Annotated in this window: 12 protein-coding genes and 1 pseudogene; 12 read left to right on the top strand and 1 reads right to left on the bottom strand. The window is 72.6% G+C overall.

Annotated elements, in window-relative coordinates:
• Window positions 1–221 precede the first annotated feature (221 nt).
• From AB0B58_RS35810 to urtE, 8 genes and pseudogenes are all read left to right on the top strand, one after another.
• Entirely contained in the window at window positions 222–1796 is a 1575-nt protein-coding gene (locus tag AB0B58_RS35810; protein ID WP_360233387.1) for a cellulose synthase catalytic subunit, read from the top strand.
• Window positions 1793–3913, top strand: a complete 2121-nt coding sequence (locus tag AB0B58_RS35805; RefSeq protein ID WP_360233384.1) for an acyltransferase family protein — start codon at window positions 1793–1795, stop codon at window positions 3911–3913. The genes AB0B58_RS35810 and AB0B58_RS35805 overlap by 4 nt, the downstream gene beginning before the upstream one ends.
• A gap of 13 nt (window positions 3914–3926) precedes the next feature.
• The gene (locus AB0B58_RS35800; RefSeq protein WP_360233381.1) at window positions 3927–5483 is read left to right on the top strand and encodes a glycosyltransferase family 39 protein; all 1557 of its coding nucleotides are present in this window, start codon (window positions 3927–3929) and stop codon (window positions 5481–5483) included.
• A 1-nt stretch (window position 5484) separates the two neighbouring features.
• Window positions 5485–6906: pseudogene (locus AB0B58_RS35795) on the top strand (UDP-glucose/GDP-mannose dehydrogenase family protein); the annotation flags it as partial.
• Between the two features lie 210 nt (window positions 6907–7116).
• Window positions 7117–8664, top strand: coding sequence for a DUF1800 domain-containing protein (locus AB0B58_RS35790; RefSeq protein WP_360233378.1), 1548 nt, complete (start codon window positions 7117–7119; stop codon window positions 8662–8664).
• Window positions 8665–8669: 5 nt separating this feature from the next.
• The gene (locus AB0B58_RS35785; protein WP_360233375.1) at window positions 8670–9950 is read left to right on the top strand and encodes a DUF1501 domain-containing protein; all 1281 of its coding nucleotides are present in this window, start codon (window positions 8670–8672) and stop codon (window positions 9948–9950) included.
• Window positions 9951–10074: 124 nt separating this feature from the next.
• Window positions 10075–11976, top strand: a complete 1902-nt coding sequence (urtC, locus tag AB0B58_RS35780; protein ID WP_360233372.1) for an urea ABC transporter permease subunit UrtC — start codon at window positions 10075–10077, stop codon at window positions 11974–11976.
• 1 nt (window position 11977) lies between these two features.
• Complete coding sequence (gene urtE, locus AB0B58_RS35775) at window positions 11978–12670, top strand: urea ABC transporter ATP-binding subunit UrtE (RefSeq protein WP_360233369.1); 693 nt, start codon at window positions 11978–11980, stop codon at window positions 12668–12670.
• Window positions 12671–12686: 16 nt separating this feature from the next.
• Here the strand turns inward: urtE and AB0B58_RS35770 are convergent, their stop codons facing one another.
• Window positions 12687–13199, bottom strand: a complete 513-nt coding sequence (locus tag AB0B58_RS35770) for a PaaI family thioesterase (protein ID WP_360233366.1) — start codon at window positions 13197–13199, stop codon at window positions 12687–12689.
• 56 nt (window positions 13200–13255) lie between these two features.
• On the opposite strand from AB0B58_RS35770, the gene AB0B58_RS35765 reads away from it, so the two are divergent.
• The 4 genes from AB0B58_RS35765 to AB0B58_RS35750 form a co-directional block, all read left to right on the top strand.
• Entirely contained in the window at window positions 13256–13741 is a 486-nt protein-coding gene (locus tag AB0B58_RS35765; protein ID WP_360233363.1) for a helix-turn-helix domain-containing protein, read from the top strand.
• A 103-nt stretch (window positions 13742–13844) separates the two neighbouring features.
• A complete protein-coding gene (locus tag AB0B58_RS35760; protein WP_360233360.1) occupies window positions 13845–14684 on the top strand; it encodes a cyanophycinase in 840 nt (279 codons plus the stop codon).
• Complete coding sequence (cphA, locus tag AB0B58_RS35755) at window positions 14681–17419, top strand: cyanophycin synthetase (RefSeq protein ID WP_360233357.1); 2739 nt, start codon at window positions 14681–14683, stop codon at window positions 17417–17419. Before AB0B58_RS35760 ends, cphA begins: the two co-directional genes overlap by 4 nt.
• A gap of 582 nt (window positions 17420–18001) precedes the next feature.
• Window positions 18002–19344 (top strand): serine/threonine-protein kinase (locus tag AB0B58_RS35750; RefSeq protein WP_360233354.1); only part of this gene is annotated, 1343 nt, incomplete at its 3' end.

Genomic DNA, 19344 nt, shown 5'->3' with positions numbered 1-19344 from the left:
CGACCCGTATGGCGCCGGCGGCTAATGGGCTCCCGATCACGTGTCCCGACTCCGGGTGACCGATCGGCAGTTTCCGGTTCAGCATTGCCTGGCGCCTGATCCTCTGGTGCATCACCCGGATACGTCCACTCATTTGGAAGGTTTCACCGGTGGCAGTCGCACAGATACGGGGCGGGATAAGCTCACAAGCCGCCGCTCCCTCGCGGACAGTGGTGGATTACGTGCCCCTACCGCCGACCAATACGGAGAAGTACCTCTACTACGGCAGGCAGGGCCGCTGGATCTTCTGCGTGTTCCTGCTCGCGTTCGCGGGCGTCATGTTCGGGATGTCCCGGCTGGCCGCCAACTCGGCGTGGACCAGCCTGCTGTACGAGCTGATCGCGCTGCAGGTCGCCGCCGTCTTCATCAGCCTGCTCTCCAGCACCCGCAAGCGCCGCAGTTCCCGGGCCGAGCACGACGCCAAGGTGGCCGGCTACCGCCCGGCGGTGCATCCCTCGGTCGACGTCTTCCTGCCGTCGGCGGGCGAGCCGCTCACCATCCTGGAAAACACGTACAAGCACGTGGCGCTGCTGGACTGGCCCGGCCGGCTCACCGTCTACGTCCTCGACGACTCGGCCCGCGAATCGGTCGCCGAGCTGGCCTCCCGCTTCGGCTTCCGCTATCTTTCGCGCCCGAATCGCGGCGAGCTGAAGAAGGCCGGAAATTTACGCTACGGATACGAACACTCCGACGGTAATCTGATTCACGTCTTCGACGCCGATTTCGCGCCGCGCGCCGATATGATCCGTGAACTGGCGCCGTACTTCGAGGATCCGGCCGTGGGCATCGTCCAGTCGCCGCAATTCTTCGACGTGCAGCAGGAACACTTCAATTGGCTGCAGCGCTCGGCGGGCGCGACCCAGGAGATGTTCTACCGCTGGATCCAGCCGGCCCGCGACGCCGTCGACGCGGCCATCTGTGTCGGTACCAATGCGGTCTATCGCCGTAGCGCGCTGCGGCGGGCCGGCGGGTTCGCCCAGATCGGCCACAGCGAGGACGTGCACACCGGCGTGAACCTGTCGAAGGCCGGCTTCCGGACCCGCTATGTGCCGGTGAACCTGGCCAAGGGCGTGTGCCCGGACAACTTCGACGGCTTCGCCAACCAGCAGTACCGGTGGTGCACCGGCAGCATGAGCCTGCTGGCGGATCCGGCCTTCCACCGCTCGGCACTGACCGTCAAGCAGAAGCTCTGTTTCTGGACCGGGTTCCTCTACTACATCACCACGGCGATCGCGGCGTTCGCGAGTCAGCTGCCGGGCGTCCTGATGTTGTGGTTCTTCCCGGAGCAGATCCGTCCGCTCAACTACCTGCCGCTGATCGGCACGATCTTCGTGTGGTCGACGCTGATGCCCCGGGTGACCGACTACCGGTGGTCGCCGGCCGTCGTCCGGGTCCAGATGCTGATCGGCTTCTGCCACGCACTGGCCCTGTTCGACTTCCTGCGCGGCCGCACCGCCGCCTGGGTGCCGACCGGCGCCGCCAAGCGGACGCCGACCGCCCGCCGCGTGCTCCGCCTGCTCCGCGTCTGGCTCATCACCGCCCAGGCCCTGACCTGGGTGGGCATCGTCGTCGGCATCATGAACCACGGCCTGGCCCAGCTCTGGGCGACGGTGCTGTTCGCCGGCCCGATGCTGTACTTCGTCGGCCCGCTGCTGCTGGGCAACCGGGCGACCCCCGAACGCCGGCCGGTACCGGCGGCGTGGCCGATCCCCGAGGCACGCGGCACCGGTATCTACGCGACACACACGGCGTCATGACGCACGCCACGATCGGCAGGCCCGATTCCCTGACCGCGGGGCAGGCGGCCGCGCCGACCACCCCGGCGGCCGCCGTGCCGGCACCGCCGCCGTTTCGCCGCGACGTCGCGGGGCTGCGCGCCGTCGCGATCCTGCTGGTGGTCGGCTACGACGTCGGCCTGGGCGTCATCGACGGCCAGGCCGGAATCGACGTCTTCTTCGTGATCTCCGGCTTCCTCGTGACCGGCGTCGTGCTGCGGGAGCTGAGGCAGGGCGGGCGGCTGTCGCTGCTCCGGTTCTACGCCCGGCGTGCCATGCGGCTGGTGCCGGCCTCGGCCGTGGTCGTGCTCGGCACGCTCGCCGCGGCCTGGCACTGGCTGCCTGCGACGGCCCGCGGTGCGATCTCCTGGGACGCGATCGCCGCCGCGACCTCGACCATGAACGTGCGGCTGGCGACGCACCCCGGCGGTGCCGCCGAGCCGTCGGCGCTGCAACACTTCTGGTCGCTGGGCCTGATCGGGCAGTTCTACCTGGTCTGGCCCGTGCTCCTGTTCGTCGTCTCGCTGGCCTGGGCGCGGCGGGGCCGGCCCAGCACGATCGCGGTGGCCGCGGTGCTGACGCTCCTCTCGGCCGCCTCGCTCCTGCTCTGCCTGCGGCAGACGGCCGCGAACGATCCGTGGGCGTACTACGGCCTGCCGGCCCGGGCCTGGGAGTTCGCCCTCGGCGGGTTCGTCGCCCTCGTCGCGCACCGCCTCGCCCGGTTCGGCTCCTGGCCGGCGGGCACCCTGACCTGGCTGGGGCTGGGCGCGATCGGGATCTCCGCGTTCGCGCCGGTCCAGCCCGGCCCCGCCGCGGCGCTGCCGGTGCTCGGCACGGTACTGGTGATCGCGGGCGGGTGCGCCCGGCCCGCCTGGGGCGCGCGGCGCCTGCTGCGGATCAAGCCGCTCCAGGAGGTCGGCCGGGTCTCGTTCAGCTGGTACCTGTGGCACTGGCCGATCCTGGTCCTGGCGCCGTACGTGCTGGGGCGTCCGCTGTCGCTGCCGGCCAAGCTGGTCCTGGTCGTCGCGGCCCTCGTGCCGGCGGCGATGTCGGTGGCGGCCGTGGAGAACCGGATCCGGCTGCACCACGGCCTGCGGTCGCGCCCGGGCCGGGCGCTCGCGCTCGGCTGCTCGCTGACGGCCGCCACCGCCGGGCTGGCGGTGCTCGCGCTCCAGCTACCGGTACCGGCGATCCGGGAGTCGAGGGCCGCGCCAACCGCGGCCGAGGTGCTGCGGTCCGGCGACTTCACCGTCACGCGGCTACAGCACATCATCCGGGCGGGCGTCGCGCAGACGACGCTTCCCCGCGACCTGACGCCGGCGCTCGCCCGGGCGGCGCGCAGCCTCCCGCACGACCGGGGATGCCTGGCGCCGCGCGCCGTCGACCTCGTGTCGTACAACATGCGCCGGGGCTGCGAGCGGCGCGGCGTCGTGACCAGCCGCAAGGTCGTCGTCCTGTTCGGCGACTCGCACGCCCAGCAGTGGTACGACGCCCTCGACGTGGTCGCCCGCAAGCGGGGATGGCGCATCGCCGTCTTCACCAAGGCCGACTGCGGGGCGGCGCTCGGTACGGTCTCCAGAGGCGACGGCACCGGACCGTACGCCGAGTGCGACCGGTGGCGCCTGCGGGCGCTGGCCCGGATCCAGCAGCTGCGGCCGGCGATGGTGATCATGTCCGGCCGGCACCGCGAGGGAAGCCCGCTCGACATCGTCGAGACCGCGGGTGCGGATCAGGACTGGGCGGCCGCCTGGTCCGAGACGGTCGAGCGGATCCGGCGGGCGGGTGCCGTGCCCGTCGTCGTACAGGACACCCCGGTCGCCCGCTTCGACGTGCCGCGTTGCCTGGCGGCGCATCCGCGGGCGATCACGCGTTGCAACCTCGACGTGTTCAGGTCCCTCTCCCTGTCCCAGCAGCGCATCGTCCGCGCGATGGTGCAGGTGCACGGGGCCAGGATCGTCGACACCACCGCCTGGTTCTGCACGCCCTCGGTGTGCCCGGCGGTCATCGGGAACACCGTCGTCTACCGCGACGACAGCCACCTGACGTCCGCCTACTCGAGGCGCCTCGGCGGCCTGCTGGACCAGGAACTCCCCGAATGAACGAGGAAGAACGATGACCGACGCGCAAGTTCTCTCCCCACCCTCCCCGCACATCGTCGCGCAGCGCCGGGGGACGGTGCACCAGGCCGAACCGGGCGCTCGGCGCTGGTCCATGACGAGCACCGTGCTGCTGGTCCTGCCGCCGGCGCTGCTCGCGCTGACCATGTCGGTCGCCGGCATCGGCTCGCGAAGCATGTGGAACGACGAGTACGCCACCTGGTACGCCTCGACCCTCGGCTTCCGGGACCTGGCCAAGCTGCTGAACAACGTCGACGCCGTGGTCGCGCCCTACTACTTGGTGCTGCACGTCTGGATCGACGTGTTCGGCGACACCGAGGCCAGCCTGCGGATGCCGTCGGCCCTGGCGATGGCCGCCACCGCGGCGCTGACCGCCTCGCTGGGCCGCCGGCTGTTCGACACGGGCACCGGCCTGGCGGCCGGACTGATCATGGCCGCGCTGCCCACGGCCACCCGCTACGGACAGGAGGCCCGCCCGTACGCCTTCGCGATCGGCCTCGCGACGCTGGCGACCCTGCTGCTGTTGCGGGCGATGGAGCGGCCGACGTGGCGGCGCTGGTACTGGTACAGCGGCGGTGTCATCCTCGCCGGACTCGTACACATCGTGACCCTGACCGTCCTGCTGGCACACGCCGTCTTCATGTGGCGGGCGTTCCGGGTCAGCGGCGACCTGCGGCTGCTGCGCTGGATCGCCGGCGCCTTCCTCGCGGTGACGGCGGCGCTCCCGCTGGCGGCCAAGGGCTCCGACCAGTCGAGCGTCATCTCCTGGATCAGGGCCGACGCCACGGCGGTGATGACCCTGCCGGAGCGGATCTTCGGCTCCTGGCAGGTCGCCCTCGTGGTGCTCGGCGCGGCGCTGCTGGCGACGGTCCTGCTCTGGTCGACGCAGCGGGGGCCGATCGTGCTCCTGCTGTCGTGGGCGCTGTTCCCGCCGGTCTTCTGCTACGTCACCTTCCCGCTGCTGCACCTCTTCCTGCACCGGTACCTGCTCTTCACCGTTCCGGCGTGGGCCCTACTCGCCGCCGCGCTCGGATTCACGCTGGTCCGTTTCCTCGGCCGGCGGCGGGCGCGGATTCCCGTGTCGCTGAGCGCGCTGCTGGTCGTGGCCGCGGTGCTCCTCGTCGGCGGGCCGGGGCAGCGCGCCGCCCGGCACAGCCCGGTGTACGGCGAGCCCGACTTCCGGGGCGCCGCCGCCGCCGTCCTGGCCGCGGCGGCGCCCGGCGACGGCATCGTCTACTCCGGTGTCACCCGTAACGGTCGCCGGGCCTTCGACTACGAGGGCCGGAAGACGGCTGTGCCGCGGGACGTCCTCGTCGAGCGGACGTCGCAGCAGAACGGCACCTTCGGTGCGCAGGAGTGCGCCGACCCGGGCCTGTGCGTCGGCGCGACCCGCCGCATTTGGCTGGTGTCACCGACCGAGGCGCACCTGAACCCGATGAGCGGCATGCCGGGCCACATCCAGGGTTTCCTGCTGACGGCCTACACCGTCAGCGAATTCCGGACGTTCGAGCACGTCCGCATCTTCGTACTGAACCGCAAGGACGTGAGGTGACATGACGATTCCCTATTCTCCGGGCGGATCCCTGCCGGGCGTCGCCGCGCCGGTACCGCCCTCGGGCGAGCAGCGCCCGCGGCTGACCTTCCTCGGCACCGGATATCTCGGCGCCACGTACGCGGTCTGCTTCGCGGAACTGGGCTACGAGGTCCTCGGCTTCGACATCGACGCGACGAAGATCGCCGCGCTCGCCGGCGGTGTGACGCCCTTCTTCGAGCCGGGCCTCGACGAGTTGCTGGAGCGCAATCTCGCCGCCGGGCGGCTGCGCTTCACCACCTCGTACCAGGAGACGGCCGACTTCGGCGACATCCACTTCATCTGCGTCGGCACCCCGCAGCGTGCCGGCGGGATGGGCGCCGACCTGTCCCATGTGGAGTCAGCGGTCACCGGGCTTGCCTCCCGGCTCAGCCGCAAGGCGCTGATCGTGGGCAAGTCCACCGTGCCGGTCGGCACGGCGGAATGGGTGGAACGCCTGGTGGACAAGCACGCGGACGCGGCGCTGGGCGTCGAGGTCGCCTGGTCGCCCGAGTTCCTGCAGGAGGGCTTCGCCGTGCAGGACGTCCTGCGCCCCAGCCGGGTCGTCGTCGGCGTCCGCAGCGACTGGGCCGGCGCCATGCTGTACGCCGCGCACGGCGGCATCTTCGACCTGGCCATCACCGAGGACCGCGAGGTGCCCGTCGTGGTGACCGACTTCGCGACCGCCGAGCTGGTCAAGGTCGCGGCGAACGCGTTCCTGGCCACCAAGATCTCGTTCATCAACGCGATGGCGGAGGTCTGCGAGGTCGCCGGGGGCGACGTCACCCAGCTGGCCCGGGCGATCGGCTACGACCCGCGGATCGGGAGCCGCTTCCTGCATGCCGGCGTCGGCTTCGGCGGCGGCTGCCTGCCCAAGGACATCCGGGCCTTCCAGGCCCGGGCGCAGGAGCTGGGCGCGGGGGAGGCGCTCCGCTTCCTGCACGAGGTCGACCTGATCAACCAGCGCCGCCGCAGCCGGGTGGTCCAGCTCGCCGCCGAGCTGCTCGGCTGCGTACCGGGGCCGGTCGGCCCGCACTTCGACGGCGCGCGCATCGGGGTGCTCGGCGCGACGTTCAAACCCCATTCCGACGACGTACGGGACGCGCCCGCGCTCGCCATCGCGGCGGCCCTGGCCCAGGCTGGTGCGCAGGTGCACGTCCACGACCCGCAGGGCATGCCGAACGCCGCACGCGCGCAACCGCAGCTGAACTTCGAGGAATCCCTCGACGACGCCGTACGCGATGCCGATCTGGTCTGTGTCCTGACCGAGTGGAACGAGTTCCGCACCGCCGACCCGGCACACCTCGGCCGGCTCGCCGCCGTGCGGCGGGTGATCGACGGCCGCAACTGCCTCGACGTCGCGGCCTGGAAGGCGGCCGGCTGGCAGTACCGCGGCATGGGCAGGCGGGCTGAGGAGGTCGCCGTGTCCTGGCCCGTCGACGGCCCGGCGAACCGGCTTCCGACGCCCCGGCCGGCAACCCGGGCGGTTGCGGCCGGGTAGCCGCACGGCCCCGCCGCGCGGCAGGGCGCCCTGCCGGCAACCCGGGCGGTTGCGGCTGGGTAGCCGGTCGGCCCCGCCGCGCGGCAAGGGAGAAGTCCGGCCGAACTAGGTTGTGTGACGGAATCCCGGAAGACCTCGATCAGCCGCCGCAGCCTGGTCGCCGGCGCCGCCGCCACCGGCCTTGTCGCGGCCGTGCCGGCGCCGGCCGAGGCCGCCACCGCCGTTCGCCGCGGCGCCGACTACGTCGCGGCGGACGCGCAGCTGCACCTGCTCCGGCGCGCCACCTACGGACCCACCGCCGCGTCGGTCGCCGAGATCCGCCGGCTCGGCGTGACGAAGTGGCTCGACCGGCAGCTGAAACCGGCCGGCATCCCCGACGCGGCCTGCGACGCGCTGATGACCCGCTTCCCGCTCGCCTCCCTGTCCATCGGCGAGATCCGGTCCCGGGTCAAGGCGGGCACGCTGCGGTACGGCTGGGACACGATGCTCCAGCTGGGCTTCGCCGCCACCAGCCGGGCCATCTGGAGCGAACGCCAGCTCTTCGAGATGATGGTCGACTTCTGGTCGAACCACCTCAACGTCACCAACCCGTCCGCGGACGTCTGGGACAACCGGCAGGACTACGACCGCAACGTGATCCGGGCGCACACCTTCGGCCGCTTCTCCGACATGCTCAAGGCCAGCGCCCGGCACCCGGCGATGCTGACCTATCTGGACAACCGCTTCTCCACCCGCGCGGCGCCGAACGAGAACTACGGCCGCGAGCTGCTCGAGCTGCACACCGTCGGGCTGGTATACACGGAGTCCGACGTCAGGAACGCCGCCCGGCTGCTGACCGGCCTGACCGTCGACTGGGACACCGGCAACTACCGGTACAGCCTCAACTCCCACGCCACCGGCCCGGTGAAGGTGCTCGGCTTCCGCAACGCCAACGCGACCGCCGCCGGCGGCGAGAAGGCGGCGCTCGCGATGCTGGACTACCTGGCGCTGCACCCCGCGACCGCGAAGCGCATCGTCACCAAGCTGGTCGTGCGGTTCGTCGCGGACCGCCCGCCCGCCTCGCTCGTGACCAAGCTGACGAAGGTCTATCTGGCGAACAGGTCCGCCATCGTCCCGGTGCTGCGGGCCCTGTTCACCTCGCCGGAGTTCCGCGCCTCCGCCGGCATGAAGGTCCGCACCCCCTACGAGGACATCGTCGCGACGGTACGCGCGGTCGGCTACGGGCCGGACAAGTCGGGGACCGCGGGCATCGAGTCGCTCTACTGGCTGATCAATTCCGCGGGTCAGGCGCCGATGGCCTGGGCGCCGCCGAACGGCTATCCGGACGTCGCCGAGGCCTGGGCGTCGCCCGGTGGGCTGCTGGCGAGGTGGAACGCGCACCTGCACATCGTCGCCGGGTACCGGCCGAAGGAGTTCCAGCGGCCCGAGAACCTGGCGAGGGAGCTGGTCGGCAGGCTGCCCGCCACCTACGGCGGGCTGGTCGACGCCCTCGCCCGGCGGCTGTTCGGCCGCACCCTGCCGGCGGCGCACACGGCGGCGCTGACGGCGTACTTCGGCAAGACCGCCACATCGGCGCTCGGGTCCGCCGACTCCGCCGTCGGCTGGAAGTTTCCCCAGCTCGTGGCCCTGATGTTAGACTCACCCTACTTTGCGGCGAGGTGACCTCGATGCCCGATTTGAGCTGTGACGGGTGCGCGGACGACCAGCGCACCACGATGACGCGCCGCCGTGTCCTGGGCAATGCGGCGGCCGCGGGCGCGGCCGGTGCCTTCGCGGGCCTCGCCGGTGACCTGCTCTCCACCCAGCTCGCCTTCGCCGCGGGCAGATACACCGGGGACGTGCTGGTGGTGCTGTCGCTGCGCGGCGGCTTCGACGGCCTGTCCGCCATCGTGCCCGCCGGCGACCCGGCCTACTACGCCGCCCGGCCCGGCATCGCCGTGCCGAAGGCCCAGCTCATCGGCGGCGACTCCCGCTTCGGCCTGCACCCGGCGCTCGCACCGCTGCTGCCGTTCTGGAAGGCGGGCACCTTCGGCGCGGTACAGGCCGCCGGCCAGACCGCGCCGAACCGCTCGCACTTCTCCGCGATGGAACAACTGGAACGGGCCGCGCCCGGCACGTCGATGCGGACGGGCTGGCTCGACCGCCTGCTGGGCGGCCTCGGCGCGACGAGCCCGATGCAGGCCGTCTCCGTCGGCAGCATGATGCCCGCCCGGGTGATGGCCGGCCCGGCACCCGCCCTCGGCATGAAGTCGATCGACGAGTTCGCGCTGTACGGCGACCAGAAGGACCAGCCGATGGCGGACACCCTGGCCAAGCTGTACGCGGGCGCGCCGACCGTGCTCAGTGGACCGGCCCGCCAGGTCACGACCTCGCTGGCGACGACGAAGGCGCTGGCGGCCAAGCCGTACCAGCCCGCCGGCGGCGCGGTGTACCCGGACGACACCCTCGGCCGGGCGCTGCGCGACGTGGCCCGGCTGATCAAGGGAAACGCCGGGCTGATGTCCGCCTGCGTCGACTCCGGCGACTGGGACATGCACGAGAACTTCGGCATCGCCGAGACCGGCAAGAGGATGCACGACAAGCTGGCCAAGCTGGCCGAGGCCCTCGCCGCGTTCGCCACCGACCTCGGCCCCGCCGGGATGAAGCGGGTCACCCTGGTGACGGTCAGCGAGTTCGGACGGCGGGTGCGGGAGAACGGTTCCGGCGGCCTCGACCACGGTTACGGCAACGCCATGCTGCTGCTGGGCGGCGGCGTGGTCGGCGGCAAGGTGCACGGTCGCTGGCCCGGGCTGGGCGAGCGACACCTCGTCGACGGCGACCTCGCCGTCACCACGGACTACCGGGCGGTCATCGCCGAGATCCTGCGCAAGCGCTGCGGCCTGGCGAACACCCGTTCGGTGTTCCCGGACGTCAGGACGACGACCTCCGGGGTCGTGCGCCCCCGCTGATGTGGCCTGTGAGGTCTCGTTAACGCACTGGACATGTACCGATACGTTCCGTGAAACGCCGTGTTCCTAACGTTCGGGGCACCATCCCGCGGGCGAAGGGACTGTCCCCCCTGGCACCAGGCAAGTGGACCACCACCCTGGCGGTCGCGGCGCTGCTGCTCGCGGCGCCGCTGCTGCTCACCCCGTTCGGCTCGACCTGCTGGCCAAGTACCTGTGCTACGCGATCGTCGCGGTCGGCATCGCGCTCGCCTGGGGCCGCGGTGGCATGCTGACGATGGGGCAGGGGGTGTTCTTCGGCCTCGGCGGCTACGCCATGGGCATGCACCTCAAGCTGGCCGAGGCCGGGCCGGGGAAGCTGCCCGACTTCATGTCGTGGAGCGGCGTCGAGGAGCTGCCGCTGCTCTGGAGGCCGTTCGCCGACCCGGTCTTCGCGCTGGTCATGGTCGTCGTCCTGCCGGTGACCGTCGCGCTGGTGCTGGGCCTGCTGATCTTCCGGCAACGGGTCCGGGGCGCCTACTTCGCGGTGCTCACCCAGGCACTGGCCGCGGCGTTCGTGATCCTTTTGGTCGGCCAGCAGGGGCTGACCGGCGGCACCAACGGCCTGACCGACTTCCAGTACTTCTTCGGCCCGGACCTCTACGAGAACGCGGACCGCCGGATCCTCTACCTGGTCATCGTGATCGTGCTGGGAGTGTCCTTTCTGGGCGTTCGGCAGCTCGTCCGCAGCCGGTACGGGCTGCTGCTCGTGGCGATCCGCGACGGCGAGGACCGGGTCCGGTTCCTCGGCTACGACCCCGCCCTGGTCAAGACGATCGCCTTCGCGGTCTCGGCGGGCCTGGCCGGCATCGCGGGCGCGCTCTTCGTGCCCGTCGTCGGCCTGCTCACCCCGGCCAACCTCGGCGTCATCGCCTCGCTGGAGCTGCTCATCGGCGTGGCGATCGGCGGCCGCTACTCGCTGGCCGGCGCGGTCGGCGGGACGCTGCTGTTCAACTACGCGAAGACGATCTTCAGCGAGTCGTGGCCGGACGGGTGGCTCTACGTGCAGGGCGCGCTCTTCGTCGCGGTGCTGCTCTGGGCGCCGCGCGGCCTGGCCGGCCTGGCCGACCAGCTCCGCGGCGCGGTGGCCGCCCGCCGCCGCCCGCCCCGGCCCCGCTGCCGGTCGTACCCACTCCCGAGGAGGTGCGGGCATGAGGAGCGAGCTTGCGAGCGAATCATCAACTCAGTGTCTAAGTCATGCCAGCGCCGGAGCGTCAGCGGAGGTGATGGCATGACCGCGTTGTTGGAGGTACGGGGGTTGAACGTGGTGTTCTCGGGGTTTCACGCCATCAGCGATCTCGATTTCACGCTCGACTCCGGCGAGCTGCGGTTCTTCATCGGGCCCAACGGGGCGGGCAAGACCACCCTGATCGACGTGATCACCGGCCTGACCAGGCCCGCCTCCGGCTCGGTCACGTTCGCGGGCCAGGCGCTGGTCGGCCGCCGCGAGTTCCAGATCGTGCGCTCGGGCGTCGGGCGCACCTTCCAGACGTCGGTGGTGTTCGAGGAGCTCAGCGTCGTCGACAACCTGGACCTGGCGGCGGGCTTCCGGCGCTGGATGCCGGCGCTGCTGCGCCGCCGGCGCGGGGTCGGCGACGACGTCGCCTCGGCGCTCGACACGATCGGGCTGGGCGCGTACGCGAACCGGCCCGCCGGGGTGCTGTCGCACGGCCAGCGGCAGTGGCTGGAGATCGGGATGCTGGTGGTGCAGCGGCCCCGGCTGCTGCTGCTCGACGAGCCCGTCGCGGGGATGAGCCGCGACGAGCGTGAGCGCACGGGCGAACTGCTGCGGGCGGTGGCCCTGGACCACACGGTGCTGGTGGTCGAGCACGACATGGACTTCCTGCGCCGCTTCGCCAGCACGGTCACCGTGCTGCACGAGGGCCGGCTGCTGTGCGAGGGGACGGTCGCCGAGGTGCGTGCCGATCCCCGCGTACAGGAGGTCTACCTCGGACGGACCCGCGACGAGCTCGACAAGGAGGTGGCCTGACGTGCTCGAGGTGCGCGACCTGCACGTGTCGTACGGCCGGGCGCAGGTGCTCTTCGGCGTCGGCCTCGAGGCGCCGGCGGCCTCGCTGGTCTGCCTGATGGGCCGCAACGGCGTCGGCAAGACCACCCTGCTGAAGGCGGTCATGGGTGTGCTGCCGCCGCGTTCCGGGTCGGTGATCTTCGACGGCCAGGACATCACCCGGCGCAAGGTGCACGAGCGGGTCCGGCTCGGGCTCGGCTACGTGCCGCAGGGCCACGAGACCTTCCCGCAGCTCACCGTCGCGGAGAACCTGCAGGTCGCCCGGGAGAGCGTCGGCAACCGGCGTGCCGGCGCGGTGGACGAGGCGTTCGACCTCTTCCCGGCGCTGCGGGGGCTGCTCAAGCGGCGGGCCGGCTTCCTCTCCGGTGGCCAGCAGCAGCAGCTCGCGATCGCCCGGGCGCTGGTCACCGAGCCGCGCATGCTGCTGCTGGACGAGCCGACCGAGGGGATCCAGCCGTCGATCGTGCTGGAGATCGAGGAGGCGATCCGGCAGCTGCACGCGGCCGGGCTGAGCATCCTGCTGGTCGAGCAGTACCTGGAACTGGCGCTGCGCCTGGCCGACCGCTTCGTGATCCTGGACGCGGGCGAGGTCGTGCGCTCCGGCACGGCCGACGAGCTGCGCGACGAGTCGGTCCGCCGCCTGTTGGCGGTCTGACCGCCCGCCGGCGCGGTCAGGCCCGGGGCGCCTCGAAGATCATGCAGCTCGACGTGGCGTGTGCGACGAGGCGTCCCGCGGCGTCGGTCAGCCGCGCCTCGGTGAGCGCGGTGCGGCGACCGCGCTGCAGCACGCCGCCCTTGCAGGTCAGCCGTCCGGAGTCGACGGTGACGGGGCGCAGGAACCTCACATTGAGGTCGAGCGAGGTGTAGCCGACGCCGGCCGGCAGCGTCGAGTGCAGCGAGCACGCGGCGGCGCTGTCGAGCAAGGTGGAGATCACTCCGCCGTGCATCGTGCCGAGCGGGTTGTAGTGGAACTCCCGCGGCTCCAGATGGAACGTGACGGCGCCCTCCTCGACCTCCATGCCGGTGAGGTCGATGAGGCTCATGATCGGCGGGGGCGGCAGCTCACCGGCGGCCGTGCCCCGCAGCAGCTCCAGCCCGCCGGTGGTGGCCAGCAGGGCGGCGTGCTCGGCGGGGCTGGCCCAGGAGTAGGTGCGGGTGCGGGTCTCATCCTGGGTCTGCGTCATGGACGCAGCCTCGCACCCACTTGCTGTGTCTGTCAAACAGACCTAGCCTCTGTGTCATGAATCCCACGTTCTCGCGTCCACCGGCCATGGACTGGTCCATGGAGACCTGCACGATCGGCCGGGCGATGGAGGTGCTCGGCGAGAAGTGGACCATCGTGGTCCTGCGCGAGATCTTCAACGGGGTGCGGCGCTTCGCCGACCTGCGCGAGCGCACCGGCATCCCGCGCCAGGTGCTGACCAACCGGCTCGCCTCGCTGGTCGCGCACGGGCTGCTGCGCCGCGAGCCGTACCAGGAGCCGGGCGCGCGGATCCGCCACGAGTACCGGCTGACCGCCAAGGGCCTCGACCTCTATCCGGTGCTGACCGCGGTCAAGGAGTGGGGCGACCGCTACCTGGCCGATCCCGGGGGGCCGCCGCTGGAGATGGCGCACCGGGACTGCGGCGCGGAGATCCACGTCGAGCTGCGCTGCGCGGACGGGCACCGGGTCGTCGACCTCCGCCAGGTCGTGCCGCGGCCCGGCCCGGGCGCCCGGCGCCGCTGACCCGCTCCCGCCCGCCGCCCGCCGACTCCCCGGATTAGCCGGATGTTTCGGGTTTATTCCGTTTAGCCTCGTAAGCAATCGGGGTCAACGGAGGAGGTGCGGCGTGGCGCTTGTCGAGCAGTCCCGCCGCTCCCGGCTGCTGGTCATCGGCGGCGCCGAGCGGTACGGCCCCGGCGGCACCGAGATCCTGCGCCGCTTCGTCGACCTGGCGGGCGGCCCCGCCGCGGAGATCGTCGTCATCGCCACCGCCAGCGCCGAGCCCGCCGTCCTCGAGGCCGAGTACGCCGCCCTGTTCTCCCGCCTCGGTGCGGGCCGGGTGCGCGCGCTGCGGCTGGAGACCCGGGCGCAGGCCAACGAGCCGGCGGTGATCGAGGCGCTCGCCACCGCGACCGGCGTCTTCTTCACCGGCGGCGACCAGCTGCGGATCACCACGGTGCTCGGCGGCACCCGTACGGACTCCGCGCTGCAGACCCTCGTGCACGCGGGGGCGGTGGTGCTCGGCGGCACCAGCGCCGGCGCCGCGATGATGTCCGGCACGATGATCATCGGTGGGGACGGGCCGGGCGTCGCCCGCACCAGCGTGCGAACCGGTCCCGGCCTCGAGTTCCTGCCCGGCGTGCTCATCGACATGCACTTCGCCGAGCGCGGCCGGCTCAACCGCCTGCTCAGCGCCGTCGCGCTGTACCCGCACGAGCTCGGCCTCGGCATCGACGAGGACACCGCGATCCTGGCCGACGGCGACTGCTTCGAGGTGCTGGGCACCGGCGCGGTCATCGTGGTCGACGCGGGCGCGGCCGGCGACATCCGGGCGCCGTCCGACGGGCCGATCGCGCTCACCGGGGCGCGCGTACACGTGCTTCCTGCCGGGTGCAGGTTCGAACTGTCCGGTCGCCGTCCCTCGATCGTCGACGGGGCCGCCGGGGAACGGGAACTGGCCGCATGAAGATCCTGAGCATCCGCCGGCTGCGCGGACCCAACGTCCACCTGTCCCGCCCGGCCGTGGTGGCCCGGCTGCGCCTCGACGAGCTGGCCGGCCGCGAGACCAGCGACATCGAGGGCTTCCCCGAACGGTTGCTGCGCGCGCTGCCCGGGCTCGCCGAGCACCACTGCGCGGCGGGCACCCCCGGCGGCTTCGTCAGCCGGATGCGCGGCGGCACCTACTTCGGGCACGTGACCGAGCACGTCAGCATCGAGCTGTCGCAGCGGATCGGGCGCGATGTCAGCTTCGGCCGCACGATCTCGGCCGGTGAGCCCGGCCTCTACGACCTGATCGTGGAATGCCCCGAGGACGAGTCGCCCGAGTCGACGCTGGCGGCGGAGCTGCTGGAGACCGCGGCCGAGCTGGTCACCGCGGTCGCGGGCGGCGACTGCCTGCCGGGCACCGCCCTGGCGGAGCGCCTCGCCGCGCTCACCGGGCTGGCGGAGCGCGAGGCCACCGGCCCGAGCACCCGGTCCATCATCGTCGCGGCCCGCCGCCGCGGCATCCCGGTCGAGCGCTACGCCGACCTGAGCCTGCTGCGGCTCGGCTGGGGCAACCGGCGCCGCCTCGCCTGGGCGGCGATGACCGACCGGACCAGCGGCATCGGCGTCGACATCGCCGCGGACAAGCAGGTGACCCGCCGGCTGCTCGAGGACGCCGGCGTGCCGGTCGCCGCCGGCGGGGTGGCCCGCACCGCGCAGGAGGCGGTGCGCCTGATGACGGTGCTGGGCGCGCCTGTCGTCGTCAAACCCCGCCAGGGCCGCCAGGGCCGGCACGTGGCGCTCAACCTGCGCACGCCCGCCGACGTCGAGAACGCGTACGCGGCGGCCGGCGGCGACGTGGTGGTGGAGCGGCAACTCCCCGGCCGCGACTACCGGGTCCTGGTCGTGGCGGGCGAGGTGGTGGCCGCGGCGGAACGCCTCGCGGCGCACGTCGTCGGCGACGGCGAGAGCACGGTCGCCGGACTGGTGGCCAGCACCAACGCCGACCCGCGCCGGGGCGAGGGCCACACCCGGGTGCTGACCCGGATCGCCCTGGACGACCACGCGCTGGCGTTGCTCGACCGGCAGGACTGCACGCCGGCGACCGTGCCCGCCGCGGGCCGGCAGGTGTGGCTGCGCGACAACGCCAACCTGTCGACCGGCGGCACCGGCAGCGACGTGACCGAGCGGGTCCACCCCGACGTCGCCGCGCTCTGCCTGCGCGTCGCGGCCCTGGTCGGCCTCGACATCGCGGGCATCGACCTGCGGCTGGGCGACATCGCGGCGCCGCTGCCGCCGCCGGACGACCCGGAGCGGATCACCGGGGGCGTCATCGAGGTGAACGCCGCGCCGGGGCTGCGCATGCACCTGGCGCCGGTGCGTGGGCGCTCCCGCGACGTCGGGGACGCGATCGTGCGGGCGATGTTCCCCGGCGGTTCCGACGGGCGGATCCCGACGGCCGCCGTCACCGGCACCAACGGCAAGACGACGGTGGCGCGGCTGACGGCGTACCTGCTGGCGGGCACGGGGTTGCGGGTCGGCCTGACCACGACCGATGGCGTCAGCATCGGCGGCCGCACGGTGCACCTGGGCGACGCCACCGGCCCGCTCTCGGCGCAGATGGTGCTCGGCGACCCCGGGGTGCAGGCCGCGGTCCTGGAGACCGCGCGGGGCGGGGCTCTGCGGCGCGGGCTGGGCTACGACTGGACCGACGTCGGCGTGATCACCAACATCACCGCCGATCACCTCGGGCAGGACGGGCTCGACTCGATCGAGGCGCTGGCACACGTCAAGGCCCTCATCGCGGAGCGGGTCCGCGACGGCGGCACCCTGGTGCTCAACGCGGACGACCCGTGGGTGCGCAGCCTGCCCGAGCGGACCCGGGTGCGCGCGGACCGCAAGCGCATCGTCTGGTTCGGCACGGACGCGGGGCAGCCGGTGCTGGCCGCGCACCTGGGCCGCGGCGGAACGGCCTACGTGCTGGAGGACGGCTGGCTCGTCCAGGCGACGGGTGCCCGGCGGATGCCGCTGCTGAGGGTCGAGGAGGTGCCCGGCTCGTTCGACGGAGCGGCGCCGTACGCCGCCGTCAACGCGCTGGCGGCCGCGGCCGCGGCGCGGGCGCTGGGTGCGCCGCACGAGCTGGTGGCCGAGCGGCTCGCGAGCTTCGAGCCGCGGCTGGACAACCCAGGCCGGGCGACGGTGCTGCGCCTGGGCGAGGTGACGCTGTTCATCGACTACGCGCACAATCCGGCGGCGATCGCGACGGTGCTGCGGACGCTGCACCGGCTCTTCGGCCCGCATCGGTGCATGGCGGCGGTGACGCTGCCGGGCGATCGCCGCGACGACCTGCTGGCGGCCTCGGCGCAGGTGCTGGCCGACGGGGTCACCCGGGTGGTGCTCTACGACGACGAGGATCCGCGGGGGCGCACGCCGGGGGAGGTCTCGGCCCTGGTCGAACGGGAGATGCGCGCGCGACGGCCGCAACTGCACGCGGTCCGGGCGCAGGGGCACCGCGCCGCGGTCGAGGCGGCGCTGCGGCTGGCGGTGCCCGGCGACGTGATCCTCGTGCTGTACGAGAAGCTCGACGCGGTCCTGGACCATCTCGAGGAGCTCGGCGCGGTGCCGGCGGACGCGGCCGTGGTGCATGCGGAGCGGCTGACCGCCCGGCCGACGCTCGACCTTGGCATCCGCCCCACCCGCGCCGGCTCCTCCCGGTAGGGCCCGGCCGTCGTTTCCCGCGGGTTAGGACGGTGGCGGCGCCCGGGTAGCCCCGGCGGGTGAATTGCCGGAAGTAGTGGCGTGTGGCGCCAACAAAGCATGATCGTCGTAGGGATATCACCCGATCGGGCGGGGTTGCCCAGGTCATTGCACCGCGGCAAGCATTACCCAGGGTATAGATGAAAGTAACTCGCACTTCGATCGATGTCTCTTTGCGTGATGCAAGGGCAACTGCACGTGCAGAATCCGTTGTGGATGCGCCACATTCGAGGGATACCCGCAAGTTCCGACGAAGGGGGCATACCCCTCCAGGTCCGATTTGCATGATCATCTACACCGCGCTGACCAGGCATTTTGTCCGGTCCGATCGCCGCACACCCGCGGCACATGGCGCGGAACAGACGGTAACGATCCGCAGGTCATGAGTGTCGGCAATGAGTCGAGACAGTGGCCGGTCGTGGGCTAACATCCTCGCCGTCGATGGGGAATGCTCGGTCCTACGGCGGACCGACCACCGCCCCGGCATCAGGACGCATGGCGGTGCAGTGCTGATGTTTCTTCCGATCGCGCATGTGGGGGCACATGAGCACGACGGACCTGCCCGGTTCGAGTCTGCTGGCCGGTCGATATCGACTGGTCGAGCGGCTCGGCGCCGGCGGGATGTCAGTGGTGTGGCGAGGGTTTGACGAGGTTCTCGGTCGGCAGGTCGCGGTGAAGGTCCTGCCGCCCTCGACGAGCGCCGATCCCTCGTTCCGGCGCCGGCTCCGCGCGGAGGCACAGGCCGCCGCGCGTCTGAGCCACCCACACATCACGAACGTCTACGACTACGGCGAGGCGATCACCGTCGACGGTGAGCCGGTTCCCTACGTCGTCATGGAACTGGTCGACGGCGAGTCCCTCGCGGCGGTTCTCGCCCGCGTGCGCCGGCTGCCGTGGCCGGCCGCGGTCCGCATCTGTTCAGAGGTCTCGGCGGCGCTCGCCGCCGCCCATTCGCGGGGCATCGTGCACCGCGACGTCACCCCGGCCAACGTCATGCTCACGCCCGGCGGCGCCAAGGTCGTCGACTTCGGCATCTCCGCCCTCATCGGCGAGAACGACATCGACCCCGATGGCAGCCTGCTCGGCACCCCGGCCTACCTCGCGCCCGAGCGGCTCGAGGGCGGCCAGGTCAGCCCGGCCACCGACGTCTACGCGGTGGGTCTGCTGATCTACCGCACGCTGATCGGCCAGCTGCCGTGGGACGTCGGCACCACGACGGCCCTGCTGCGCGCACACCAGTACACCGAGCCCGAGCCGCTGCCGCCCGTCGAGGGCCTGCCGAACGCGGTCTCCGCGCTCATCGCCCGGTGCCTCGAGAAGCGGCCCTCGGACCGCCCGTCGAGCGCCGAACTGGCGCACGTGCTCGGCACCGTGTCCGCCGGCGTCCCGGCGGCCCGCGCCTTCGTGCCGGACTGGGCCGACAACGGCGAGGACACCACGATCCTGCCGTCCGCGCACAACCACACCGACGGCATCGGCCGGGTCCGCCCCGGCAAGGCGCGGGTACCGGAGTCCGTTCCCGGCCGCGGTGTCGCCTCGGTCCCCGCGGTCGCCACGGGCCACGACGCGCCGGTGTCGCCGGCCCCGTCGGGTTCCCCGGTGCCGCCGGTCTCGGTCGCCGAGGTCGAGGCCGCGGTCGGTTCCGCCGGCGGCAGCGCCGCGGCCCCGCCGCAGCGTGGTGGCCCGCGGAACAGCCGCTTCGGCGCCGTACCCCCGGCGCCCTCGATGACCGGCCCGCCGGCCGCGCATGCCGCGCCGCCGGCGCCGCCCGGTCCGCCGGGCCTCCCGGGCCCGGCCCTGCGCCCGGCCGACCGCCCCCCCCGGGCCCAACGCGGCCCGGCGCGCGCCGCCGCCCCGCGGGGCGCGCCCCACACCCCCGCGCTGGG

The organism is Actinoplanes sp. NPDC049118 (assembly GCF_040648555.1).
In the GTDB taxonomy this organism is placed as follows: Bacteria; Actinomycetota; Actinomycetes; order Mycobacteriales; family Micromonosporaceae; genus Actinoplanes.
This window is presented reverse-complemented; position numbering and strand designations above follow the sequence as displayed.